The sequence below is a fragment of the Mycolicibacterium sp. MU0053 genome, assembly GCF_963378095.1.
GTDB classification, from domain to species: domain Bacteria; phylum Actinomycetota; class Actinomycetes; order Mycobacteriales; family Mycobacteriaceae; genus Mycobacterium; species Mycobacterium burgundiense.
Genome location: NZ_OY726397.1, coordinates 3,993,650 through 4,015,802, shown reverse-complemented (window position 1 = coordinate 4,015,802; position 22,153 = coordinate 3,993,650). Strand labels below are relative to the sequence as shown.

Annotated in this window: 28 protein-coding genes and 1 pseudogene; 21 read left to right on the top strand and 8 right to left on the bottom strand. The window is 68.1% G+C overall.

The features are described from left to right. The first annotated feature begins 16 nt into the window (after window positions 1-16). From RCP80_RS19025 to RCP80_RS18960, 14 genes are all read left to right on the top strand, one after another. Window positions 17-856 (top strand): SUMF1/EgtB/PvdO family nonheme iron enzyme, encoded by an 840-nt coding sequence (locus RCP80_RS19025; RefSeq protein ID WP_308482926.1) that lies wholly within the window; start codon window positions 17-19, stop codon window positions 854-856. Between the two features lie 258 nt (window positions 857-1,114). Next, window positions 1,115-1,483 carry a 50S ribosomal protein L14 gene (rplN, locus tag RCP80_RS19020; protein ID WP_308479154.1) on the top strand — a complete coding sequence of 123 codons (369 nt, stop codon included), beginning with the start codon at window positions 1,115-1,117 and terminating at the stop codon, window positions 1,481-1,483. Further along, window positions 1,484-1,807, top strand: coding sequence for a 50S ribosomal protein L24 (gene rplX / locus RCP80_RS19015; RefSeq protein ID WP_308479153.1), 324 nt, complete (start codon window positions 1,484-1,486; stop codon window positions 1,805-1,807). Continuing rightward, complete coding sequence (gene rplE / locus RCP80_RS19010) at window positions 1,804-2,376, top strand: 50S ribosomal protein L5 (RefSeq protein ID WP_308479152.1); 573 nt, start codon at window positions 1,804-1,806, stop codon at window positions 2,374-2,376. Before rplX ends, rplE begins: the two co-directional genes overlap by 4 nt. A 4-nt stretch (window positions 2,377-2,380) precedes the next feature. Further along, a complete protein-coding gene (locus RCP80_RS19005; protein WP_260762072.1) occupies window positions 2,381-2,566 on the top strand; it encodes a type Z 30S ribosomal protein S14 in 186 nt (61 codons plus the stop codon). Between the two features lie 85 nt (window positions 2,567-2,651). Continuing rightward, window positions 2,652-3,050 (top strand): 30S ribosomal protein S8, encoded by a 399-nt coding sequence (gene rpsH, locus RCP80_RS19000; protein WP_308479151.1) that lies wholly within the window; start codon window positions 2,652-2,654, stop codon window positions 3,048-3,050. A 21-nt stretch (window positions 3,051-3,071) separates the two neighbouring features. Next, window positions 3,072-3,611: a 50S ribosomal protein L6 gene (gene rplF, locus RCP80_RS18995; protein WP_308479150.1), complete on the top strand. Its 540-nt coding sequence runs from the start codon at window positions 3,072-3,074 to the stop codon at window positions 3,609-3,611. Between the two features lie 2 nt (window positions 3,612-3,613). After that, window positions 3,614-4,018: a 50S ribosomal protein L18 gene (gene rplR / locus RCP80_RS18990; RefSeq protein ID WP_308479149.1), complete on the top strand. Its 405-nt coding sequence runs from the start codon at window positions 3,614-3,616 to the stop codon at window positions 4,016-4,018. A 25-nt stretch (window positions 4,019-4,043) separates the two neighbouring features. Continuing rightward, window positions 4,044-4,757 carry a 30S ribosomal protein S5 gene (rpsE, locus tag RCP80_RS18985; RefSeq protein ID WP_308479148.1) on the top strand — a complete coding sequence of 238 codons (714 nt, stop codon included), beginning with the start codon at window positions 4,044-4,046 and terminating at the stop codon, window positions 4,755-4,757. Window positions 4,758-4,759: 2 nt separating this feature from the next. Then, a complete protein-coding gene (rpmD, locus tag RCP80_RS18980; RefSeq protein WP_308479147.1) occupies window positions 4,760-4,954 on the top strand; it encodes a 50S ribosomal protein L30 in 195 nt (64 codons plus the stop codon). Next, window positions 4,951-5,406, top strand: a complete 456-nt coding sequence (gene rplO, locus RCP80_RS18975; RefSeq protein WP_308479146.1) for a 50S ribosomal protein L15 — start codon at window positions 4,951-4,953, stop codon at window positions 5,404-5,406. The genes rpmD and rplO overlap by 4 nt, the downstream gene beginning before the upstream one ends. A 118-nt stretch (window positions 5,407-5,524) precedes the next feature. Beyond that, window positions 5,525-5,884: a DUF732 domain-containing protein gene (locus RCP80_RS18970; protein ID WP_308479145.1), complete on the top strand. Its 360-nt coding sequence runs from the start codon at window positions 5,525-5,527 to the stop codon at window positions 5,882-5,884. Between the two features lie 87 nt (window positions 5,885-5,971). Continuing rightward, window positions 5,972-7,765: a signal peptide peptidase SppA gene (gene sppA, locus RCP80_RS18965; protein WP_308479144.1), complete on the top strand. Its 1,794-nt coding sequence runs from the start codon at window positions 5,972-5,974 to the stop codon at window positions 7,763-7,765. Between the two features lie 101 nt (window positions 7,766-7,866). Continuing rightward, window positions 7,867-9,255, top strand: coding sequence for an MFS transporter (locus RCP80_RS18960; RefSeq protein WP_308479143.1), 1,389 nt, complete (start codon window positions 7,867-7,869; stop codon window positions 9,253-9,255). Between the two features lie 7 nt (window positions 9,256-9,262). Here RCP80_RS18960 and RCP80_RS18955 read toward each other — a convergent pair whose 3' ends face one another. From RCP80_RS18955 to RCP80_RS18945, 3 genes and pseudogenes are all read right to left on the bottom strand, one after another. Beyond that, window positions 9,263-10,174: a class I SAM-dependent methyltransferase gene (locus RCP80_RS18955; protein WP_308479142.1), complete on the bottom strand. Its 912-nt coding sequence runs from the start codon at window positions 10,172-10,174 to the stop codon at window positions 9,263-9,265. A gap of 144 nt (window positions 10,175-10,318) precedes the next feature. Then, window positions 10,319-10,453, bottom strand: a pseudogene (locus tag RCP80_RS18950) (SAM-dependent methyltransferase); the annotation flags it as partial. Window positions 10,454-10,455: 2 nt separating this feature from the next. Further along, window positions 10,456-11,313 carry a class I SAM-dependent methyltransferase gene (locus tag RCP80_RS18945; protein WP_308482925.1) on the bottom strand — a complete coding sequence of 286 codons (858 nt, stop codon included), beginning with the start codon at window positions 11,311-11,313 and terminating at the stop codon, window positions 10,456-10,458. Window positions 11,314-11,699: 386 nt separating this feature from the next. Here RCP80_RS18945 and secY point away from each other — a divergent pair, with 386 nt between their 5' ends. The 7 genes from secY (at window position 11,700) to RCP80_RS18910 (ending at window position 16,932) form a co-directional block, all read left to right on the top strand. Further along, window positions 11,700-13,025: a preprotein translocase subunit SecY gene (secY, locus tag RCP80_RS18940; RefSeq protein ID WP_308479141.1), complete on the top strand. Its 1,326-nt coding sequence runs from the start codon at window positions 11,700-11,702 to the stop codon at window positions 13,023-13,025. Then, window positions 13,022-13,567, top strand: a complete 546-nt coding sequence (locus tag RCP80_RS18935; RefSeq protein WP_308479140.1) for an adenylate kinase — start codon at window positions 13,022-13,024, stop codon at window positions 13,565-13,567. The genes secY and RCP80_RS18935 overlap by 4 nt, the downstream gene beginning before the upstream one ends. 14 nt (window positions 13,568-13,581) lie before the next feature. Continuing rightward, a complete protein-coding gene (gene map / locus RCP80_RS18930) occupies window positions 13,582-14,388 on the top strand; it encodes a type I methionyl aminopeptidase (RefSeq protein WP_308479139.1) in 807 nt (268 codons plus the stop codon). Window positions 14,389-14,491: 103 nt separating this feature from the next. Then, a complete protein-coding gene (locus RCP80_RS18925) occupies window positions 14,492-14,980 on the top strand; it encodes a sigma-70 family RNA polymerase sigma factor (RefSeq protein WP_308482924.1) in 489 nt (162 codons plus the stop codon). Continuing rightward, window positions 14,977-15,711 (top strand): anti-sigma factor family protein, encoded by a 735-nt coding sequence (locus tag RCP80_RS18920; RefSeq protein ID WP_308479138.1) that lies wholly within the window; start codon window positions 14,977-14,979, stop codon window positions 15,709-15,711. The genes RCP80_RS18925 and RCP80_RS18920 overlap by 4 nt, the downstream gene beginning before the upstream one ends. Before the next feature lie 51 nt (window positions 15,712-15,762). Beyond that, the gene (locus tag RCP80_RS18915; protein ID WP_308479137.1) at window positions 15,763-16,266 is read left to right on the top strand and encodes a MarR family transcriptional regulator; all 504 of its coding nucleotides are present in this window, start codon (window positions 15,763-15,765) and stop codon (window positions 16,264-16,266) included. 201 nt (window positions 16,267-16,467) lie between these two features. Then, on the top strand, window positions 16,468-16,932 hold the full coding sequence (locus RCP80_RS18910; RefSeq protein WP_308479136.1) for a hypothetical protein: 465 nt from the start codon (window positions 16,468-16,470) through the stop codon (window positions 16,930-16,932). Here RCP80_RS18910 and mmsB read toward each other — a convergent pair. From mmsB to rfbB, 5 genes are all read right to left on the bottom strand, one after another. Further along, window positions 16,851-17,735 carry a 3-hydroxyisobutyrate dehydrogenase gene (mmsB, locus tag RCP80_RS18905; protein ID WP_308479135.1) on the bottom strand — a complete coding sequence of 295 codons (885 nt, stop codon included), beginning with the start codon at window positions 17,733-17,735 and terminating at the stop codon, window positions 16,851-16,853. The genes RCP80_RS18910 and mmsB overlap by 82 nt on opposite strands. Before the next feature lie 17 nt (window positions 17,736-17,752). After that, window positions 17,753-18,913, bottom strand: coding sequence for an acyl-CoA dehydrogenase family protein (locus tag RCP80_RS18900; RefSeq protein ID WP_308482922.1), 1,161 nt, complete (start codon window positions 18,911-18,913; stop codon window positions 17,753-17,755). Window positions 18,914-18,921: 8 nt separating this feature from the next. After that, entirely contained in the window at window positions 18,922-20,448 is a 1,527-nt protein-coding gene (locus RCP80_RS18895; RefSeq protein WP_308479134.1) for a CoA-acylating methylmalonate-semialdehyde dehydrogenase, read from the bottom strand. A gap of 90 nt (window positions 20,449-20,538) precedes the next feature. Continuing rightward, entirely contained in the window at window positions 20,539-21,144 is a 606-nt protein-coding gene (locus RCP80_RS18890; RefSeq protein ID WP_308479133.1) for a dTDP-4-dehydrorhamnose 3,5-epimerase family protein, read from the bottom strand. A gap of 1 nt (window position 21,145) precedes the next feature. Further along, the gene (gene rfbB / locus RCP80_RS18885; RefSeq protein WP_308479132.1) at window positions 21,146-22,141 is read right to left on the bottom strand and encodes a dTDP-glucose 4,6-dehydratase; all 996 of its coding nucleotides are present in this window, start codon (window positions 22,139-22,141) and stop codon (window positions 21,146-21,148) included. Window positions 22,142-22,153 lie beyond the last annotated feature (12 nt).

The following is a 22,153-nucleotide window of genomic DNA, read 5'->3' as shown; positions in this document are numbered from 1 at the left end:
GGGCGGCACCTTCCGGATGGGGTCGACGGCGTTCTATCCCGAGGAGGCCCCGGTCCACCCCGTCACGGTCGCGGCCCTGGCGGTGGAGCGGCATCCGGTGACCAACGCGCAGTTCGCCGAGTTCGTCGCCGCCACCGGCTACCGCACGGTGGCGGAACGCCCGCTGGATCCGGCGCTCTACCCGGGCGTGGCCGAGTCGGATCTGCAGCCCGGCGCGCTGGTGTTCCGTCCCACCGCGGGTCCGGTCGACCTGCGCGACTGGCGGCAATGGTGGCATTGGGTGCCCGGCGCCTGTTGGCAGCACCCGTTCGGGCCGGACAGCACCGTCGCCGACCGGCCGGAACACCCCGTGGTCCAGATCGCCTATCCGGATGCGGCGGCCTACGCGGCCTGGGCCGGGCGTCGGCTGCCCACCGAGGCCGAATGGGAGTACGCCGCCGCGGCCGGCGCCGACACCACCTACGCATGGGGTGCGGAGGCCGCCCCGGGCGGGACGCTCATGGCCAACACCTGGCAGGGCCGGTTTCCGTATCGCAACGACGGCGCACGGGGCTGGGTCGGGACCTCCCCGGTCGGCACCTTCCGGGCCAACGACTTCGGGCTCGTCGACATGATCGGCAACGTATGGGAGTGGACCACCACCCGATACGCCGCCCGGCACCGGCCCGGCCGGCCGCCCGAGAACGGGTGCTGCCCGCCCCCGCGGGACCCGGACCCCGCGGTCAGCCAGGTGCTGAAGGGCGGCTCGCATTTGTGCGCGCCGGAGTACTGTCACCGTTATCGGCCCGCCGCGAGATCCCCGCAGGCCCAGGACAGTGCGACCACCCATATCGGGTTCCGCTGTGTGCGCGGCTGAGCGCTGTCGGCGCAGATTTGGTGCAGGGCTGCTCGTCACCTAGACTCTAGTGGTTGTCGTGGGCAGACCTCGGTCGATGAGAGCTTCATCGGCCCCGCGTGCCCTTCGGTGACGAAGACCGAGCTCGTCAAGGTTTTTCCGGCATGCCCTGGCCGATATGCAGGGATTGTCGGGGGATCTTTGGCGTGCGCAACGAGGAAGACCAGTTCGTTTCGGCCGGGACCGAACGATGCGGGCTGGGAAAATATAGGAGATCTAGTGATTCAGCAGGAATCGCGGCTCAAGGTCGCCGACAACACGGGCGCCAAGGAGATCTTGTGCATCCGCGTCCTCGGTGGCTCGGGTCGGCGTTACGCCGGCATCGGTGATGTCATCGTGGCGACGGTCAAGGACGCCATCCCCGGCGGCAACGTCAAGCGCGGCGACATCGTCAAGGCCGTCATCGTGCGCACCGTCAAGGAACGCCGTCGCGCCGACGGCAGCTACATCAAATTCGACGAGAATGCGGCCGTCATCATCAAGGCCGACAACGACCCGCGCGGCACCCGTATTTTCGGCCCGGTCGGTCGTGAGCTGCGCGAAAAGCGCTTCATGAAGATCGTCTCGCTGGCCCCGGAGGTTTTGTAAATGAAGATTCACAAGGGCGACACCGTCCTCGTCATCTCCGGTAAGGACAAGGGCGCCAAGGGCAAGGTCCTGCAGGCCTACCCGACCCGCAACCGCATCCTGGTCGAGGGTGTCAACCGGATGAAGAAGCACACCGCGGTCTCGTCGACCGAGCGTGGCGCCTCCTCGGGCGGCATCGTCACCCAGGAAGCCCCGATCCACGTGTCCAACGTGATGGTGGTCGACTCCGACGGCAAGCCGACCCGCGTGGGATACCGCACCGACGAAGAGAGCGGCAAGCGCGTCCGCATCGCCAAGACGAACGGCAAGGACATTCAGAAGTGACCACCGCAGAAACCACCGAGAAGGTGCAGCCCCGGCTCAAGCAGCGCTACCGCGAGGAAATCCGCGACACGCTGCAAAAAGAGTTCGACTTCGCCAACGTCATGCAGATCCCGGGCGTGGTGAAGGTCGTCGTGAACATGGGTGTCGGCGACGCCGCTCGCGACGCGAAGCTGATCAACGGCGCCGTCAACGACCTCGCCCTGATCACCGGCCAGAAGCCGGAGATCCGCAAGGCCCGCAAGTCCATCGCACAGTTCAAGCTGCGCGAGGGCATGCCCATCGGCGCGCGGGTGACCCTGCGCGGCGACCGGATGTGGGAGTTCCTGGATCGGCTGATCTCGATCTCGCTGCCCCGTATCCGCGACTTCCGCGGCCTGAGCCCGAAGCAGTTCGACGGCACCGGCAACTACACCTTCGGTCTGACCGAGCAATCGGTGTTCCACGAAATCGACGTGGACTCGATCGACCGTCCCCGCGGCATGGACATCACCGTCGTCACCTCGGCGACGAATGACGACGAAGGACGAGCGCTGCTGCGGGCCCTCGGCTTTCCGTTCAAGGAGAACTGAGCAGATGGCAAAGAAAGCGCTGGTCAACAAGGCCAACAAGAAGCCCAAGTTCAAGGTGCGTGGCTACACCCGCTGCAACAAGTGCGGTCGGCCCCACTCGGTCTACCGCAAGTTCGGCCTCTGCCGCATCTGCTTGCGTGAGATGGCGCATGCGGGCGAGCTGCCCGGCGTGCAGAAATCCAGCTGGTAACCAAAACCACCCACAGACCAAGTAAGGGCGCGGCAGGCCCTGACGAGTATCAGGGAACCGCCGCGAGGAAGGTGACATACCTGTCATGACAATGACGGATCCGATCGCAGACTTCTTGACACGTCTGCGTAACGCCAACTCGGCGTATCACGACGAGGTGACCCTCCCGCACTCGAAGATCAAGGCCAACATCGCCGAGATCCTCAAGAGCGAGGGTTACATCACCGATTACCGGACCGAAGACGCCCGCGTCGGCAAGGCCCTGGTTGTTTCGCTCAAGTACGGCCCCAGCCGTGAGCGCAGCATCGCCGGCCTGCGGCGGGTGTCCAAGCCCGGTCTGCGGGTTTATGCAAAGTCCACCAATCTGCCTCGGGTGCTCGGCGGCCTGGGCGTGGCGATCATCTCCACGTCCTCGGGTCTGCTCACCGACCGTCAGGCAGCTCGACAAGGCGTGGGCGGCGAAGTCCTCGCCTTCGTCTGGTAGCGGGATAGGAGCAACAAGACTATGTCGCGTATTGGAAAGAATCCGGTCCCGGTTCCGTCCGGGGTCGATGTGACGATCGACGGACAGCACGTGTCCGTCAAGGGCCCCAAGGGCACGCTGTCGCTCAACGTCGCCGAACCGATTGTGGTGCAGCGCGACGACGACGGTGCCATTGTGGTCACCCGCCCGGACGACGACCGGCACAACCGCAGCCTGCATGGGCTGTCGCGGACGCTGATCGCCAACCTCGTGACCGGGGTGACCGAGGGTTACACGACCAAGATGGAGATCTTCGGGGTCGGTTACCGCGTCGTGGCCAAGGGCAACACCCTGGAGTTCGCGCTCGGTTACAGCCACCCGGTGCAGATCGACGCTCCCGAGGGCGTCACCTTCGCGGTGGAGACCCCGACGAAGTTCTCGATCTCCGGGATCGACAAGCAGAAGGTCGGCCAGATGGCGGCCAACATTCGTCGCCTGCGGAAGAGCGACCCCTACAAGGGCAAGGGCATCCGCTACGAGGGTGAGCAGATCCGCCGCAAGGTCGGAAAGACAGGTAAGTAGATATGGCGCAGACATCCACTACCAAGAAGCATCAGCCGGTGGGGCAGAGCATCTCCGCCGCCCGGCGGGTGGCGCGGTTGCGTCGGCATGCGCGGTTGCGCAAGAAGGTCGCCGGCACCGCCCAGCGGCCCCGCCTGGTGGTCAACCGCTCCTCGCGGCACATCCACGTTCAACTTGTCGACGACCTGACCGGCACCACGCTGGCGGCGGCCTCCTCCATCGAGGCCGACGTGCGTGGCGTCGAGGGTGACAAGAAGGGCAAGAGCGTCCGGGTCGGTCAGCTGATCGCCGAGCGCGCCAAGGCCGCCGGAATCGAAGCCGTGGTGTTCGACCGTGGCGGATACACCTACGGCGGACGCATCGCGGCCTTGGCCGATGCCGCCCGCGAGAATGGACTGAAGTTCTAGTGACTGACAACGGAAGGACCGCATAATGGCGGAGCAGACTACGGGCGCTGCGGCTGAGCCAGCCGCCAGCTCCGGCGCCCCGACCGCCGGTACCCGGACCGACACCGAGCGTGGCGGACGCGGCGGACGTGACGGCGGCCGTGGCCGGCGTGACGACCGCGGTAGCCGCGGCGGCCGCGACAGCGGCGACAAGAACAACTACCTCGAGCGCGTCGTGACCATCAACCGGGTCTCCAAGGTCGTCAAGGGTGGTCGCCGGTTCAGCTTCACCGCGCTGGTCATCGTCGGCGACGGCAAGAGCATGGTCGGTGTCGGCTACGGCAAGGCCAAGGAAGTACCGGCCGCGATCGCCAAGGGCGTCGAAGAGGCTCGCAAGAACTTCTTCCGGGTGCCGCTGATCGGTGGCACCATCACCCATCCGGTGCAGGGCGAGGCCGCTGCCGGTGTCGTGATGCTGCGTCCGGCCAGTGCCGGTACCGGAGTGATCGCCGGTGGTGCCGTGCGTGCCGTGCTGGAATGCGCGGGCGTGCACGACATCCTGGCCAAGTCGCTGGGCAGCGACAACGCGATCAACGTGGTGCATGCCACCGTGGCCGCGCTGAAGATGCTGCAGCGTCCCGAAGAGGTGGCGGCCCGTCGCGGTCTGCCGATCGAGGACGTCGCGCCGGCGCGGATGCTGCGCGCGCGTCGGGAAAGTGATGCGCTGGCTGCCGTAGCGGCGCGTGAAGGAAACGCATAGACATGTCAGAGCTCAAGATCACCCAGGTGCGCGGCACCATAGGCGCGCGCTGGAATCAGCGCGAGAGCCTGCGTACGCTGGGCCTGCGCAAGATCCGCCATTCGGTGGTGCGCAAGGATGACGCGCAGACCCGCGGTCTGATTCGCGTCGTGCACCATCTCGTCGAGGTCGAGGAAGTCAAGGAGGGCGACAAATGAGCTCGGACTCATCGGTCATCAAGCTCCATGACCTGAAGCCGGCCGCCGGGTCCAAGACCGCCAAGACCCGCGTGGGTCGTGGCGAGGGATCCAAGGGCAAGACCGCCGGTCGCGGCACCAAGGGCACCAAGGCGCGCAAGAACGTGCCGGCGACGTTCGAGGGCGGGCAGATGCCGATTCACATGCGGCTGCCCAAGCTCAAGGGCTTCAAGAACCGGTTCCGCACCGAGTACGCCGTCGTCAATGTCGGGGAGATCGCCAAGGCGTTCCCCAACGGCGGCAGCATCGGGATCGACGACTTCGTCGGCGCGGGCCTGGTCCGCAAGAACGTTCTGGTGAAGGTGCTGGGCGACGGCAAGCTCTCGACGAAGGTCGACGTGGTCGCGCACAAGTTCAGCGGCAGCGCGCGGGAGGCCATCACGGCCGCCGGCGGCACCGCCACGGAGCTGTAACAGCCCGCCAGCTGATATCGACATAGGAAGTGCCCCCGCTCCGGCGGGGGCACTTCTGTATTGGGCGGATCCACCGCGAGCTGACTAAACTGCGGCTGTCGAGGACCAAGGAGATTTCATGGAGCACCGGCGTCGGACCCATCGCAGCCTCGTCGCGCTGCTGACCGCCGCCGGCGTCGGCGCCGCGCTGCTCGGTGCCGGGGCCGCCCATGCCGGCCCGGACGACCAGCGGTTCACCGATGCGGTCTCCAAGATGGGGATCCAGATGTCCGCCGATGTCGACCTGCCCAAGGTCGGCCGCGACGTATGCGAGATGCTCACCTCCGGTCGCGCGCGCACCATCGACCCGGTCCCGACGGTCCGCGGCGTGGTGAACACCTTGGAAAAGAGCGGTCTGACGCGCGGCCAGGCGGTCTCGCTGATGCGGGCCTCGGTCGTGGTCTACTGCCCGGAGCACGGGTCGGTCGCCGGGCGCTGACCGGGTTGCGGTAACCCTCGTCGACGTCCCCGCCGATGAGAGCGCCGCGAATCTATCGCGGCGGCGCCGGTCGGTACCCTCGGTTTCATGTTCTCTCTGCTGCCCGCCCTGCCCGACGATGTGCGCGCCTTGGCCAAGAAGGTCGACACCGCCCGCCACAACGGGGTGCCCGCCGGCTGCATCCTCGAACTCGACCTGGACACGGTGCCGCCGGAGACGGGGAACCCCGGACCGCTGGCGATGCTGTCGAACGTGGTGGGCCAGCGCCGCCCGCTGACCTTGCGGGAGACGGTCGCGACGATCCATCGTGCGGCCGACGACCAGCGCGTCGCCGGGCTGATCGCCCGGGTGCAGATCAACGCCGCACCGCCGGGCCCGATCCAGGAGTTGCGCGAGGCGATCGCGGCCTTCAGCGCCGTGAAACCGTCACTGGCGTGGGCCGAAACCTACCCCGGCACGCTGTCCTACTACCTGGCCTCGGCGTTCGGCGAGGTGTGGTTGCAACCCTCGGGCACGGTCGGGCTGATCGGGTTTGCCACCAGCCCGATGTTCCTGCGCGACGCGTTGGACAAGGCCGGCATCGAGCCGCAGTTCGTGGCCCGCGGTCAGTACAAGTCGGCGGCCAGTCTGTTCACCGAGGACGGCTACACCACGGCGCATCGGGAGGCCGACACCCGGATCGTGGAGAGCCTGGCGGCCCAGGTGTGGCAGGGGGTGGCCGAATCCCGGGGCATCGAGGTCGCGGCGGTCGACGCACTCGCCGACCGGGCGCCGCTGCTGCGCGAGGACGCGCTGGCCGGCGGCCTGATCGACCGCGTCGGTTTCCGTGACGAGGCTTATGGTCGGATCGCCGAACTTGTTGGCGCCGAAGGTATTACATCGACCACCGGCGACCCCGACGGCGACGACGCGCCGGCCCGGCTGTACCTGTCGAGGTACGCCCGCAGCGGCAAACCCGAACTGCCCAGCATGAACATCCCGGGCCGCAAGGGGCGGGGATGCGTCGCCGTGGTCACGGTGGCCGGCCAGATCGTCAGCGGCCGCGGAGGTCCGCAGTTGCTCCCGTTCGGCAACCCCAGCGCCGGCGGCGACACCATCGCCGCCGCGCTGCGCGAAGCCGCCGCCGACGACGACGTTGCGGCCATCGTGCTGCGGGTGGAAAGCCCCGGCGGTTCGGTGACCGGTTCGGAGACCATCTGGCGCGAGGTCGGCCGGACCCGGGCGGCCGGCAAACCGGTGGTCGCCTCGATGGGTGCGGTGGCGGCCTCGGGCGGCTACTACGTGTCGATGTCGGCCGACGCGATCGTGGCGAACCCGGGCACCATCACCGGCTCGATCGGGGTGGTGACCGGCAAGTTGGTGGCCAGGGACCTCAAGGACCGCCTCGGCGTACGTTCGGAGGCGGTGCGCACCAACGCCAATGCCGACGCGTGGTCGAGCAACGCGCCGTTCACCGCCGAGCAGCAGGCCCGCGTGGAGGCCGAAACCGACCTGCTCTACCGCGATTTCATCGAGCGGGTGGCCGACGGGCGCGGTATGACGGTCGAGGCCGTGGACCGGATCGCGCAGGGTCGGGTCTGGACCGGGGCCGACGCGCTCGAGCACCGCCTGGTCGACGAACTCGGCGGTCTGCGCACCGCCGTCCGCCGCGCCAAGGTGCTCGCGGGCCTCGACCCGGACGCCAAGGCCAAGATCGTGTCCTATCCGGGTTCTTCGCTGCGCGACCTGTTGCGGCCCAAGCCGTCCTCGGTTCCGGCCGCGGCAGCGCTGTCCCAGGCGCTGCCGGGAATGGTCGCCGGCGCCCTCATCGAGGCCGTTGACCAGGCGCACCGCCAATTCGGCGACGCCAACGCGGTGTGGTGGGGACAGCACCGCTTCTAGGTCGGCGGTGGGTCCCGGTCCGGGGCGGGGTTTGCCCGGCGCCGTTGTGGGTACCTAGCACGGGTCGAGCAGTTCGGTCCTGACCCGAGGAGGGCGTCGCTGTGGAGCGCGAGCACCAGCAGGAATTGGGTGTCGAGGGACCGCAGCCGTCGCCGGAAGTGCTCAAACGCGCGATCGGGGCCTCGGCCATCGGCAACGCCACCGAATGGTTCGACTACGGCATCTATGCCTACGGGGTGGCCTACATCTCGGCGGCGATCTTCCCGGGCGACACCGAGAGCGCCACGCTGCTGGCCCTGATGACCTTTGCCGTCTCGTTCCTGGTCCGACCCCTCGGCGGTTTCGTGTGGGGTCCGCTCGGCGACCGCATCGGCCGGCGCCAGGTGCTGGCGGTGACCATCCTGTTGATGTCGGGGGCGACGCTGTGTGTCGGGCTGGTGCCGACCTACGACATGATCGGGTTCTGGGCGCCGGTGCTGATGGTGCTGCTGCGGATGATCCAGGGCTTCTCCACCGGCGGCGAGTACGGCGGGGCGGCGACGTTCATGGCCGAGTACGCGCCCACCCGGCGCCGCGGATTCCTGGGCAGCTTCCTGGAGTTCGGCACCCTGGCCGGATTCTCCCTCGGCGCGTTGTTGATGTTGAGCATGTCGCTGATCCTCAACGACGAGCAGATGCACAGTTGGGGCTGGCGGTTGCCGTTCCTGGTCGCCGCGCCGCTGGGCCTGATCGGGATCTATCTGCGTTCCCGGCTGGAGGAGACCCCGATCTTCCGGGAGCTCGAAGACGAGGGCCGCGGCGAGAAGGGAATCTCGGCGGAGTTCAAGGATCTGCTGGTGCGGTTCTGGAGCCCGATCCTGCGGCTCGGCGGTTTGGTGGTGGCGCTCAACGTCGTCAACTACACGCTGTTGACGTACATGCCGACCTACCTCGACACCTCGATCGGGCTGTCCGACACGATGTCGCTGCTGGTGCCCATCATCGGCATGTTGTCGATGATGGTGTTCCTGCCGATCGCCGGCAGCATGTCGGACCGGGTCGGCCGCAAACCGCTGTGGTGGTTCTCGCTGATCGGCCTGTTCGTCATGGGGATCCCGATGTTCATGCTGATGAGCACCGGCATCCTCGGCGCGGTGATCGGGTTCGCGGTGCTCGGGTTGCTGTACGTGCCGCAGCTGGCCACGATTTCGGCGACGTTCCCGGCGATGTTCCCGACGCAGGTGCGCTACGCCGGGTTCGCGATCGCCTACAACGTGTCCACGTCGCTGTTCGGTGGCACCGCACCGGCGGTCAACGACTGGATGATCAACGCCACCGGTGACAATCTGGTGCCGGCGTACTACATGATGGCGGCCTGTGTGGTGGGCGCGATCGCCCTGTTCGGGCTGCCGGAGACCGCGCGGTGTCCGATCGGCGGCACCGAAACCCCGGGCACCGACGACGCCCCCGACCAACTCGAGTACACCGCGGCGGGGGAGCGGTCCGGTTGACCGGACGCTAGGCCAACGTGGCGCTGACGTAGACGATCTCGCCGAGCGGATCGATGTGGTCCAGCGCCGGGGCGGGCCGGCCGAATCTGGTGAACAGTTCGTCGCGCGGCGCGCCGGTGACGCGCCAGTTCTTTTCGGCGAGGTATTCCATGACGTGGCTGCGCTGACCGGCGTACACCAGCGACGGCATGTCGATGTCCAGTCCGTGCTCGCGCAGCGGCGCCGAGAGTTCACGCGCTTGGTCGGCGTCGAAATCCAGGATTCCCGGTGCGTATTCGGTGCCCACCGTGCTGCCCGCGGGCGACAACGTGGTGATGGTGTCGAACAGTCGGTCCTGGGCCTCCGGTGGCAGGTAGATCAACAGTCCTTCGGCCAGCCAGGCCGTCGGTGCGCCCGGGTCGAACCCGGCCGCCCGCAGCGCCGCGGGCCAGTCGTCGCGCAAATCGATACCGACGGTGCGGCGTTCGGCGGTCGGCGTCGCGCCGATGCCGGCCAGCGTCCGCGTCTTGAACTCGATGACGTCGGGTTGGTCGATCTCGTACACCACGGTCCCCGGCGGCCAGGCCAGCCGGTAGGCGCGCGCGTCGAGGCCGGCCGCCAGGATCACCACCTGGCGGACACCGGTCGCCGCCGCAGCCAGCAGGTAGTCGTCAAAGAACTTGGTGCGCACCGCCATTCCGTCGATCATGGCCTGCACCCGCTCGGTTGACCCGTTCGGGATCATCGACAAGTCGATGTCGCCGTCGAGCATCCGGGTGAAGAAATCCAGTCCGACGGCCCGGACCAGCGGTTCGGCGAACGGGTCGTCGATCAACGGGTCCGGGTCCTTGCTCGCCGCCGCCCGCCCGGCGGCCACCATCGTCGCGGTGGCGCCCACACTCGAGGCCAGATCCCACGAATCGTCGCCGGTGCGTGCCATCAGTGCTCCTCCCTAATTCGGCGGTCCGCTCAGTTCGGCCGTGAGATAACCGGAATCACCGATCATGGCCAGCAGTTCCGCATGCGGCGGTTCGAAGCCGTTGGCAGTGTAGGCCTGCGCGGTGGTGGCCACGCTGACCTGCCACAGGGGTTCGGCGTACGGATCGTCGATGAGTGGGTTCGGGCCCCGGCTGGCGAGCGCGCGCGAAGCCGCCACCGAGGTGGCGGTGGCGCCGACGCTCGAGGCCAGGTCCCAGGTGTCGCCTGCCTTGCGTGTCATGGTCACTTCTCCGCACTGACATAGGAGACGTCGGCAAAGCCCTCGTCGGATCCCAGCGGTGCCAGTCCGTAGCGGACCAGCAGGTCGTTGGCCTTGACCGCGGTCGTCGACCAGCCGTGGCCCGCGAGGTAGGCGGCGGGGTCGGCGCGGTCGCCGAGGAACACCAGCGCGGCGAAGTCGATGTCGAAGCCGTGTTCGCGCCAGCGGTCGGCCGAGGCCTGCATGCGTTCGCGCGAGGCCTCCTCGTCGGCACCCTGCTGGCTGGGTACGCCCTCGGCGGCCATCCGGCTGCCCGGCACACTCAACGCGGTGATCTGATCCAGCAGCCGATCCTGGCCCGCCGGGGGGAGATAGCCGAACAGTCCCTCGGCGATCCAGGCGGTCGGTCGCCGGGCATCGAATCCCGCACCGATCAGCGCCGCGGGCCAGTCGGCGCGCAGGTCGACGGCGACGGTACGGAGCTGCGCGGTCGGACGGGCACCCAATTCGGCCATGGTGCGGGCCTTGAAGTCGATGACCTCCGGCTGGTCGATCTCGAACACCACGGTGCCGTCGGGCCAGGACAGGCGGTAGGCGCGGGCGTCGAGACCGGCCGCCAGGATCACGGCCTGCCGAATGCCGGCGTCGGTGGCGCCGATGAAGAAGTCGTCGAAGAACCGGGTCCGAGCGGCCATCGCGTCGGCGAAGCGGCGCACGCCGACGGGGGAGTCCGCGTCGTCGAGTTCGGCCGGGGTGAGTTCGCCGCGTGCGAGGCGGCTGAAGAATTCGACGCCGACGGCCCGCACCAACGGTTCGGCGTACGGGTCGTCGATCACCGGGTGCTCGGCGCGGGTGGCCACCGCGCGGGCGGCCGCGACCATGGTCGCGGTGGCTCCGACGCTGGAGGCGAGATCCCAGGTGTCGTCGTCGGTGCGGTCCGTTCGGGCCGGCTCGGTTCGGTCGGCTGGGGTCACGAGTGCACCTCCGGATCCGTGGTAATTAGTGTGTATAACGAGATACCGCGAGCCTACGCGCGCCGCCCTGAAGAAAAGCTGTGAAAGCGACGGGTTGGGAGCTCAGCGGGACGGAACGGCAACCCAGCGTGCTGCGATGCGGATTGGTCCGGTGCCAGCTGTTACTCTCGTAGACTGCTGCACGCCGCCGACATCGGCGCGTCACACCGGACAACCCGACGCTGGCTTGGGATATCTCGAAGCCAGCCCCATTGGCACGCCGTGGTCACCCACCCGGCGGCCCAGGAGGAAGAGTGCTCTCAGCTTTTATCTCGGCGCTGCGGACACCCGACCTGAGGCGCAAGATCCTCTTTACGCTCGGAATCGTCCTCCTTTACCGGGCTGGCGCGACCCTGCCGTCTCCAGGTGTGGATTACCGCAATGTGCAACAGTGCATCGAGCAGGTCAGCGGGGGTGACTCCGGGCAGATCTATTCGTTGATCAACCTGTTCTCCGGTGGCGCCCTGCTGCAGTTGGCGGTCTTCGCCGTCGGCGTGATGCCCTATATCACCGCGAGCATCATCGTCCAGCTGCTCACCGTGGTCATCCCGCGGTTCGAGCAGCTGCGCAAGGAAGGCCAGTCCGGCCAGGCGAAGATGACGCAGTACACCCGGTACCTGACGATCGCCCTGGCGATCCTGCAGGCCACCTCGATCGTGGCCCTGGCCGCCAACGGGGGATTGCTGCAGGGCTGCGCGCTGCCCATCATCCCGGACACCAGCATCTTCACGCTGGTCGTCATGGTGCTGGTGATGACCGCGGGCGCGGCGCTGGTGATGTGGATGGGCGAGCTGGTCACCGAGCGCGGCGTCGGCAACGGCATGTCGCTGATGATCTTCGCCGGTATCGCCGCCCAGATCCCCGGCGAGGGCCAGATGGTCCTGGAAAGCCGGGGCGGCATGGTGTTCACCCTGGTCTGCCTCGCCGCGCTGGCGATCCTGATCGGCGTCATCTTCGTCGAGCAGGGCCAGCGCCGGATCCCGGTGCAGTACGCCAAGCGCATGGTGGGCCGCAAGATGTACGGCGGCACCTCGACCTACCTGCCGTTGAAGGTCAACCAGGCCGGCGTGATCCCGGTGATTTTCGCCTCGTCGCTGATCTATATTCCGCAGCTGATCACCCAGTTGATCCAGAGCGGCCGGGCCGAACCCGGTAACAGCTGGTGGGACCGCTTCGTGGCGGACCACCTGACCAACCCCGCCGACCTGGTCTACGTGGCCTTCTACTTCGGCCTGATCGTGTTCTTCACGTACTTCTACGTGTCGATCACGTTCAACCCCGACGAGCGCGCCGACGAGATGAAGAAGTTCGGCGGCTTCATCCCCGGTATCCGTCCCGGTCGCCCGACCGCGGATCACCTGCGTTTTGTCCTGAACCGGATTACCTTGCCGGGCTCGATCTATCTCGGCGTCATCGCCGTGCTGCCCAACGTGTTCCTGCAGATGGGTAGCGGAGCAACCTTGCAGAACCTGCCCTTCGGCGGTGTGGCTGTTCTGATCATGATCGGCGTCGGTCTGGATACGGTGAAACAGATCGAAAGCCAGCTCATGCAGCGCAACTACGAAGGGTTCCTGAAGTGAGAATCGTCCTACTCGGACCCCCCGGAGCGGGCAAAGGCACCCAGGCGGTCAAGCTGGCGGAGAAGCTCGGGGTTCCGCAGATCTCCACCGGCGATCTGTTCCGGCACAACATCAGCAACGGCACCGAACTCGGCCTGGAGGCCAAGAAGTATCTCGATGCCGGCGACCTGGTGCCCGCGACCCTGACCAATGCCCTGGTCGACGACCGGCTCAACGAGGCCGACGCCGCCGCCGGATTCATCCTCGACGGCTTCCCGCGGTCGGTCGAACAGGCCGAGGCGCTGGCCGACATGCTGGCCAAGCGCGGCGTCCAGCTCGATGCGGTGGTGGAATTCCGGGTGCCCACCGACGAGCTGGTGGAGCGGCTCAAGGGCCGCGGTCGCGCCGACGACACCGAGGACGTCATCCGGCACCGGATGGGCGTCTACCGGGACGAGACCGCGCCGCTGCTGGACTTCTACCGCGACGAGCTCAAGACCGTCGACGCCGTCGGCTCGCTGGACGAGGTCTTCGCGCGCACCCTGCAGGCCCTCGGCCGGTAACGGCTGCGCTGGTCATGGTCTCCATCCCCGGTTTGCGTAGTCGCAAGGTCGTCGCCCAGCGCAGCGCCGCCGAACTCGATGCGATGGCCGTGGCCGGTGCCCTGGTGGCCGCCGCGCTGGCCGCGGTGCGCGCCGCCGCCGCCCCCGGGGTCTCCACGCTCGAACTGGACGCCATCGCCGAGGCCGTCATCCGCGACGGCGGCGGCATTCCCTCATTCCTGGGCTATCACGGCTTTCCCGCGACGGTGTGCGCCTCGGTCAACGACCGCGTGGTGCACGGCATCCCGTCGGCCACCGAGGTGCTCGCGGCCGGCGACCTGGTGTCGATCGACTGCGGGGCGATCGTCGAGGGTTGGCACGGCGATTCGGCCATCACGTTCGGCGTGGGTGCGTTGATCCCCGCCGACGAGGCGCTGTCGGCGGCCACCCGGGCATCGATGGAGGCCGGCATCGCCGCCATGATCCCGGGAAATCGCCTCACCGATGTCTCGCACGCGATCGAACGCGGCACCCGCGCCGCCGAGGCCGAGCACGGCCGCCGATACGGCATCGTGGACGGCTACGGCGGCCACGGCATCGGGCGGGAGATGCACATGGACCCGTTCCTGCCCAACGAGGGTGCGCCCGGTCGCGGCCCGCTCCTGGCTCCGGGTTCGGTGCTGGCCATCGAACCGATGCTGACGCTGGGCACGGTCAAGACCCGCATCCTCGACGACGAATGGACCGTCGTCACCGCCGACGGATCTCGCGCCGCGCACTGGGAACACACCGTCGCGGTCACCGAGGACGGACCGCGCATTCTCACCCTTCCCGCCGGCTGACGCCCGCAGCGGAGCACACTGAACCGATCGACTGCCGGTCTCGTACCACCGGCGGGAGGTCGGCACGGACGTGTATCACCAGGACGATCCCGAGACAGCACTGATGCGGTTGCTCTACGACGAGCACGCCGCGGCATTGTGGCGCTATGCGACGCACCTGACCGGAGATCGAGCCCGCGCCGAGGACGTGGTGCAGGAAACCCTGCTGCGGGCCTGGCAACACCCCGAGGTCGCCCGTGGGGACCGCTCCGCGCGGGCGTGGTTGTTCACCGTCGCCCGCAACATGATCATCGACGAGCGGCGCAGCGCCCGGTACCGCCACGAAACCGGGTGGCTGCCGGCGGTCCCCGAACCCGAGGAGCGCGATTCGGCCGAGGTGGACGCGGCCCTGGATCGGCTGCTGGTCGGGGACGCCCTGGCGCGGCTGTCCGAGGATCACCGCGCGGTGATACGCCGCGCCTACTACCGGGGCTGGACCACCGCGCAGATTGCCTCGGACCTCGACATCGCGGAGGGCACCGTCAAGTCTCGGCTGCACTACGGGGTGCGCGCGTTGCGGCTCGCCCTGCAGGAAATGGGCGTGACACGGTGACCGGCGACCACGGCCCGGACGGCCCGGACCCCTATGCGCGCTGGGACGCCGCCTACGTGCTCGGTGCGCTCTCGAGCGCGCGGCGCCGGGAATTCGAGGACCACCTGCCCGGGTGTCGAGCCTGCCGGTCGGCGGTATCGGAAATCAGCGGCGTGCCGGCGCTGCTGGCGTTGTTGGATCACGATCCCGCCACCGACCCGGCCGCTGACGGCTCCGAGACCAGCCTCGCCGCCGAACTGCCGCCGGGTCTGCGCACGGCCCTGCTGCGCCGCGTGGGGGCACGGCGTCGACGTCGACGCTGGTTCACCGCCGCCGCGGCCGCGCTCGTTGCGATCGCGCTGTCGATGAGTGCTTTCGTCGCGCTGCGGCCGGGGACGCCCGCCGACACCGAAGCGCTGGGCGACGCGGTGGCCAACGCGGAGACCATGACACCGATGACACCGTCGGAATTCGAGGCCGCGGTCAGCTTGTCGCCGCAGGATTGGGGCACCCTGATTCAACTGACCTGCACCTACCGCAGTTGGTCGGGCGAGGAGGGTGACGGCGGCGACGAGCTGGTCTTGGTTGCGCTGGCCCGCGACGGCAGCGCGACCCGGCTGGCGAGCTGGGTCGCGTTGCCCGCGGCAACCGCGCTGCCCACCGCGAGCACCGCCCTGCCGATAACCGAAATTGCCGCGGTCCAAGTCGTTTCCGCCGACTCCGGGACGGTCCTGTTGCAGCGCACGCTGTGAAGGGGCCGGGCGACAACCGAACCGGCGCGGTCATGCGGTATGAATGTGCGGATGGTCGATTCGGTTGAGTCGCGCGATCCGATCGCGCAGGCGCACGCAAATTGGGAGCGGTCGGGCTGGGGTGAGGTCGCCGACGGCATGGTCGCGGTCACCTCGGTCATGCGGGCGCATCAGATCCTGCTCGCGCGCGTCGAAACCGCGCTGCGACCCTACGATTTGAGTTTCTCCCGGTTCGAGCTGCTACGACTGCTGGCGTTCAGCCGCAGCGGCGCATTACCCATCACCAAGGCCTCCGATCGGCTGCAGGTCCACGTCACCAGCGTCACGCACGCCATCCGCCGGCTGGAGGCGGGCGGTCTGGTCCGGCGGCTGCCGCATCCGACCGACGGCCGCACCACGCTGGTGGAGATCACCGAACTGGGCCGCTCGACGGTCGAGGATGCGACGGTCACGCTCAACGAGAAGGTGTTCGCCGACATCGGGATGTCGCCCGAGCAGTCGCGGGCGCTCGTGACGTCGATCGAGTCGCTGCGCCGGCACGCCGGCGACTTCTGACCCGAGATGACCAATCGGTGACGAACTCGCAAAGGTGGTAGCTGAGCACACCTCGTTGTGCCTCAACTGACGCGATAGCGGGACGCCTCGATCGATGTTTAGTTCCGCAACAACGGTGGTACTTTACGTTTTGTCGGAAGGGTCAATTGGTCGAAGCGCACCGGCTCGCCAAGCCAATGCCAACTTGAAGGGTTCGCTGAGATGGCAGCTCTATCGCACGGTGGGCATCCGAGGATGCGAAGCGGTTGGCAGCTGATCGGGGCCGCGGCCGTGCTGGGCGCGTTCCTTGCGCTGTGTGTGCCGCTGGGACTGAGCGTCGTCGACCGGGCGGGTCAGCCCATCGCCTGTGGCAGCGGCCTGACTCCGAACGTCGCCATTGCGCAGCACGTCGACACCCTGAACCGGCGGCTTCACGTCGAGAACGGGCCGGGCTTCGTCGCCACGAATTACGCGGGGGATTGCGCCGAGTTGATCGCCGATCGCCGGTCGGTGTCCCTGGCGGTCGGCGGTATCGGCGCGGCGATCCTGCTCGCGACCCTCGTCGCGCCGGCGGTGGCCGGCGCGCGTCGCGCCCGCGCTGCGAGCTATGCGCCGCGCAGCGCCTCGATCACGGCGCTGAAGTCCTTGTCGGCGTTGGGTCCGGCGGACCCCATGAACTCCGCGTAGATCTCGGCGGCGTGGCTGCCCAACGGGGCGGCCGAACCGGTCGAGGCCACCGCGGCCATGGCCAGCCCCAGGTCCTTGTTCATCAGCGCGGTGGCGAACCCGGGTTTGAAGTCGTTGTTGGCCGGTGAGGTCGGAACCGGGCCCGGCACCGGACAATTGGTGTGCACCGCCCAGCAGTTACCGGTGGCACCGGTGATGACGTCGAACAGCGACTGAGCCGACAGGCCCAGCTTCTCGGCGAGCACGAACGCTTCCCCGACGGCAATCTGCTGGACGGCCAGCACCATGTTGTTGCACACCTTGGCGGCCTGACCGGCCCCGGCGGAGCCGCAGTGCACCACCTTGGCGGCCATCGGGTCGAGCACCGGCCGCGCGCGTTCCACCGCGGCGTCCTCGCCGCCGACCATGAACGCCAGGCTGCCGGCGACCGCGCCCTTGACGCCACCGGACACCGGCGCGTCGAGTTGGGCGAATCCGGCGTCGGCGGCGAGCTTGTGCACTTCGCGCGCATCATCGACCGAGATCGTCGAGCTGTCGATGAACAGCGCGCCCGGGCTCGCGGTCGGCAGCACCTCCTGATAGCAGCGCTTCACCAATTCGCCGTTGGGCAGCATGGTGATCACCACGTCGGCGCCGACGACGGCCTCGGCGCCGCTGCCGAACACCGACGCGCCGCGCTCGGCGGCGGTCTGCGCCGCGGCGGGCACCGGGTCGAAGCCGTGCACGGTGTGCCCGGCGGTGAGCAGATTGGCCGCCATCGGGCCGCCCATATTGCCCAAGCCCAGGAATGCGATCGTCGTCATTGCCAACCCTTTCCGGTTCAGCCGGCGGCCCTGGCGCGGGCGGCCTCAGCCCGTCCGACGACCACCCGCATGATTTCGTTCGTGCCCTCGAGGATGCGATGCACGCGCAGATCGCGGACGATCTTTTCCAGCCCGTACTCACGCAGATAGCCGTACCCGCCGTGCAATTGCAGCGCCTGATCGGCGACGTCGTAGCAGGCGTCGGTGACATAGCGTTTGGCCATCGCGCACAATTCGACCTTGTCGGGCGCATCGGCGTCAAGAGCGGATGCCGCGCGCCACAACATGATTCGAGACGTCTCCAGCGACGTCGCCAGATCGGCCAGGGTGAACCTGATGGTCGGCTCGTCGATCAGTGCGCCGCCGAACGCCTCGCGGTCGCGGACGTAGCCGGCCGCCTTCTGATAGGCGGTGCGCGCGCCGCCCAACGAACAGGCCGCGATGTTGATGCGGCCGCCGTTGAGGCCGTTCATGGCGATGCCGAATCCGGTGCCCTCGCCCTCGGCGCCGCCGAGCAGCGCGTCGGCGGGCACCCGCACCTTCTCCAGGATCACCTGGGCCGTCGGCTGGGCACTCCAGCCCATCTTGGCCTCGTTGGCGCCGAAACTGAGTCCCGGCGTGCCCTTTTCGACGACGAACGCCGAAATTCCGCGGGGGCCCTCGGCGCCGGTGCGGGCCATCACGACGTACAGGTCGGACACCCCCGCGCCGGAGATGAACTGCTTGACGCCGTCGAGCACATAGTCGGAGCCGTCTTGGACGGCCCGGGTGCGCAACGCCGAGGCATCCGAACCGGCACCAGGCTCGGTGAGGCAGTAGCTGGCGATCGCCTCCATCGAGGCCAACCGCGGCACCCAGGCCTTGCGCTGTTCCAGCGTGCCGTAGCTGTCGACCATCCACGCGCACATGTTGTGGATCGAGATGAACGACGCAATGGTCGGGTCGGCGGCCGCGAGCTCGGTGAAGATGCGCACGGCGTCGAGCCGGCGCAGCCCGCTGCCGCCGACGTCCTCGCCGCAGTAGATCGCGGCCATGCCGAGCTCGGCGGCCTCGCGCAGCACGTCCACCGGGAAGTGCTTGCTCTCATCCCATTCCAGCGCATACGGCACCAGCCGTTTGGCGGCGAACGCGCCCGCCGTCTCGGCGATCACGCGTTCGTCGTCGTCCAACTCGAACACGTGCGACCTCACCCCTCCTTGAAGGTGGGGATGGCGAACTCGGCGCCATCCTTGATGCCCGACGGCCAGCGCTCGGTCACGGTCTTGACCTTGGTGTAGAACTGGATCGACGCCGTCCCGTACTGGTTCAGGTCACCGAAGCCGGAGCGCTTCCAGCCGCCAAAGCTGTGGTAGGACACCGGAACCGGGATCGGCACGTTGACGCCCACCATCCCGACCTGCACCCGGGAGACGAAGTCGCGGGCGGCGTCGCCGTCGCGGGTGAAGATCGCCACACCGTTGCCGTACTCGTGCTCGGAAGGAAGCCGCAGCGCCTCGTCGTAGTCCTCGGCGCGCACGATGCACAGCACCGGCCCGAAGATCTCGTCGGTGTAGATCGACATCTCGGCGGTGACGTTGTCGAACAGGGTGGGGCCGATGAAGTACCCCTTCGACAGGTCCTCGTCGCCGAAGGCCAGGTCGTCGCTGGCCCGCTCGCGGCCGTCGACCACCAACTCGGCACCGGCGTCGACGCCCTGCTTGATGTAATCGCGCACGCGCTCCAGGGCCGCGCCGGTGACCAGCGGGCCGTAGTCGGCCTTGGGATCCAGGCTGTGCCCGACGCGCAGTTGGCTGATCCGCTCGACCAGCCGGTTGCGCAGCCGGTTCGCCGTCTCCTCGCCGACCGGCACCGCGACACTGATCGCCATGCAGCGCTCACCGGCGCTGCCGTAGCCCGCGCCGATCAGGGCGTCGACGGCCTGATCCAGGTCGGCGTCGGGCATCACGACCATGTGGTTCTTGGCGCCGCCGAAGCACTGGGCGCGTTTGCCGTGGGCGGCCGCACCGGAGTAGATGTACTGGGCGATGTCCGAGCTGCCGACGAAGCCGATGGCCTGGATGTCGGGGTGCTCGATGATGGCGTCGACGGCCTCCTTGTCGCCCTGCACCACCTGCAGCACGCCGTCGGGCAGACCCGCCTCGGTGAACAGCTCGGCCAGCCGCAGCGGCACCGACGGGTCCCGCTCGGACGGCTTGAGGATCAGGGCGTTGCCGCAGGCCAGTGCCGGTCCGGCCTTCCAGAGCGGGATCATCGCGGGGAAGTTGAACGGGGTGATGCCGGCGACCACGCCGAGCGGCTGCCGGATCGAGTACACGTCGATGCCGGTGCCGGCGTTCTCGGTGAACTCGCCCTTGAGCAGGTGCGGGATCCCGACGGCGAACTCGATGACCTCGACGCCGCGCTGGATGTCGCCGTGGGAGTCGGCGACGGTCTTGCCGTGTTCCTTGGACAGCAGTTCGGCCAGCTCGTCGGCGTTTGCGTTGACCAGCTCGATGAACTTCATCAGCACGCGGGCGCGGCGCTGCGGGTTGTAGGCCGCCCACTCTTTCTGGGCTGCCACGGCGGAGGCGACGGCGGTGTTGACGTCATCGGTCGAGGCGAGCAGCACCTGGGCCTGCACATCGCCGGTGCTGGGGTTGAGCACATCGGCGGTGCGGGTGGAGGCGAGATCGCTACGGCGTCCATCGACGAAGTGCGGAATCTTTGAGGTCATGAGACGTCCTACGCGGGAGTTGGAGCAGAGATACTTGCATATCCTAGTATTTGGGGATGCGGATGCGCAAGACCCTGCCGCAGAACGGTCTCAGCGCAGGCCGGCGATGAAGTCGCGGGTCTCGTCCCAGGTCGGCAGCAGCCCGGCCGCCTCGGCCCCGGCCAGGCTGGGCGCGGCGGCATCACGCTCCGAGATCACCCGGCTGGTGCCGAAAACCGTCTCCGGCCAGGCGATCCCGATCGCGGGGTCGGTGGGGGAGATGGTGTGCTCGCGCTGCGGGTCATAGCCCGCCGAGCACAGATACATCACCGTGGAGTCGTCCTCGAGCGCCAGGAAGCCGTGCGCGAGTCCCTCGGACAGGTACACCGAGTTGCGGCTGCGGTCGTCGAGTTGCACCGCGTCCCACTGGCGGTAGGTCGGCGATCCGACCCTGACGTCGACAACCACGTCGAAGACCGAGCCCCGCACGCAGGTGACGTACTTGGCCTGGCCGGGCGGCAGTTGCGCGAAGTGCAGGCCGCGCAGCACCCCGGCCGAGGACACCGAGCAGTTCGCCTGCTTCAGGTCGAGGCGGTGCCCGGCGAGCCGGGTGAACTCCGCATCGGCGAACCATTCGAAGAACGTCCCGCGCTCGTCGGTGTGCAGCGCCGGGGTGATCTCGTAGGAGCCCGGGACGCGCAGTTCACGGAACGCCATCTCACTGCCCCCGCTTCGCGTACTGGTCTTCGACGGTGTCCTTCAGCGGCGACCACCAGTCGGCGTTGTCGCGATACCAGTCGACCGTGGCGCGCAGCGCGTCGTCGAAGTCGGTGTGGGCCGGTGTCCAGCCCAGTTCGGCACCGAGGACCGTGGGATCGATCGCATAACGCAGATCGTGGCCGGCGCGGTCGGTGACATGTTCGAAGTCATCGGGATCGCGATCCATGATTGTCAGGATCGACTGCAGCACAGCGAGATTGGAGCGCTCGTTGGAGGCGCCGATCAGGTAGGTGCGGCCCGGGGTGCCGTGCTCCAGGATCCGTCGCACCGCGCTGTTGTGATCGTCGACGTGAATCCAGTCCCGCACATTGGCGCCGGTGCCGTACAGCTTGGGGCGACGGCCGGTGAGAATGTTGGTGATCTGGCGCGGGATGAACTTTTCCACGTGCTGATAAGGGCCGAAGTTGTTGGAGCAGTTCGAGATTGTCGCGGCTATGCCGTAGGACCGCACCCAGGCGCGCACCAGCATATCGGCGCCGGCCTTGGTCGCCGAGTACGGGCTCGACGGGTTGTAGGGGGTGTCCTCGGTGAACCGCTCGGTGCCCTCGAGTGCCAGGTCGCCGTAGACCTCGTCGGTCGAGATGTGGTGCAGCCGAACGCCGTGCTCGCGCACGGCCTCCAACAGCGTGAACGTCCCGATCAGGTTGGAGTGTACGAACGGACTGGGATCCGAGAGCGCGTTGTCGACGTGGGTCTCGGCGGCGAAGTGCACGACGGCGTCGCAGGACCGCACCAGTTTGTCGACCAGGGCCGAATCGGCCACGTCGCCCTCGACCAACTCGACCGCGTCCTCCACGCCGCGCAGTGCGGTGCGGCTGCCGGCGTAGGTCAGCGCGTCCAGCACGGTCACGTCGTCCTCGGGATGCTCGCGCACGGTGCTCTGAACGAAGTTGGCGCCGATGAATCCGGCACCCCCGGTGACCAGCAAACGCATGGAAGCAGACCC

Excerpts from the sequence above, each read along its gene's own strand:
- RCP80_RS19025 (WP_308482926.1), top strand. The coding sequence starts at position 17 with ATGGGGTCGACGGCGTTCTATCCCGAGGAGGCCCCGGTCCACCCCGTC.
- rplX (WP_308479153.1), top strand. The coding sequence starts at position 1,484 with ATGAAGATTCACAAGGGCGACACCGTCCTCGTCATCTCCGGTAAGGAC.
- RCP80_RS19005 (WP_260762072.1), top strand. The coding sequence starts at position 2,381 with ATGGCAAAGAAAGCGCTGGTCAACAAGGCCAACAAGAAGCCCAAGTTC.
- rpsH (WP_308479151.1), top strand. The coding sequence starts at position 2,652 with ATGACAATGACGGATCCGATCGCAGACTTCTTGACACGTCTGCGTAAC.
- rplF (WP_308479150.1), top strand. The coding sequence starts at position 3,072 with ATGTCGCGTATTGGAAAGAATCCGGTCCCGGTTCCGTCCGGGGTCGAT.
- rplR (WP_308479149.1), top strand. The coding sequence starts at position 3,614 with ATGGCGCAGACATCCACTACCAAGAAGCATCAGCCGGTGGGGCAGAGC.
- rpsE (WP_308479148.1), top strand. The coding sequence starts at position 4,044 with ATGGCGGAGCAGACTACGGGCGCTGCGGCTGAGCCAGCCGCCAGCTCC.
- rpmD (WP_308479147.1), top strand. The coding sequence starts at position 4,760 with ATGTCAGAGCTCAAGATCACCCAGGTGCGCGGCACCATAGGCGCGCGC.
- rplO (WP_308479146.1), top strand. The coding sequence starts at position 4,951 with ATGAGCTCGGACTCATCGGTCATCAAGCTCCATGACCTGAAGCCGGCC.
- RCP80_RS18970 (WP_308479145.1), top strand. The coding sequence starts at position 5,525 with ATGGAGCACCGGCGTCGGACCCATCGCAGCCTCGTCGCGCTGCTGACC.
- sppA (WP_308479144.1), top strand. The coding sequence starts at position 5,972 with ATGTTCTCTCTGCTGCCCGCCCTGCCCGACGATGTGCGCGCCTTGGCC.
- RCP80_RS18955 (WP_308479142.1), bottom strand. The coding sequence starts at position 10,174 with ATGGCACGCACCGGCGACGATTCGTGGGATCTGGCCTCGAGTGTGGGC.
- RCP80_RS18945 (WP_308482925.1), bottom strand. The coding sequence starts at position 11,313 with ATGGTCGCGGCCGCCCGCGCGGTGGCCACCCGCGCCGAGCACCCGGTG.
- map (WP_308479139.1), top strand. The coding sequence starts at position 13,582 with ATGGTCTCCATCCCCGGTTTGCGTAGTCGCAAGGTCGTCGCCCAGCGC.
- RCP80_RS18925 (WP_308482924.1), top strand. The coding sequence starts at position 14,492 with ATGCGGTTGCTCTACGACGAGCACGCCGCGGCATTGTGGCGCTATGCG.
- RCP80_RS18915 (WP_308479137.1), top strand. The coding sequence starts at position 15,763 with ATGGTCGATTCGGTTGAGTCGCGCGATCCGATCGCGCAGGCGCACGCA.
- RCP80_RS18910 (WP_308479136.1), top strand. The coding sequence starts at position 16,468 with ATGGCAGCTCTATCGCACGGTGGGCATCCGAGGATGCGAAGCGGTTGG.
- mmsB (WP_308479135.1), bottom strand. The coding sequence starts at position 17,735 with ATGACGACGATCGCATTCCTGGGCTTGGGCAATATGGGCGGCCCGATG.
- RCP80_RS18895 (WP_308479134.1), bottom strand. The coding sequence starts at position 20,448 with ATGACCTCAAAGATTCCGCACTTCGTCGATGGACGCCGTAGCGATCTC.
- RCP80_RS18890 (WP_308479133.1), bottom strand. The coding sequence starts at position 21,144 with ATGGCGTTCCGTGAACTGCGCGTCCCGGGCTCCTACGAGATCACCCCG.
- rfbB (WP_308479132.1), bottom strand. The coding sequence starts at position 22,141 with ATGCGTTTGCTGGTCACCGGGGGTGCCGGATTCATCGGCGCCAACTTC.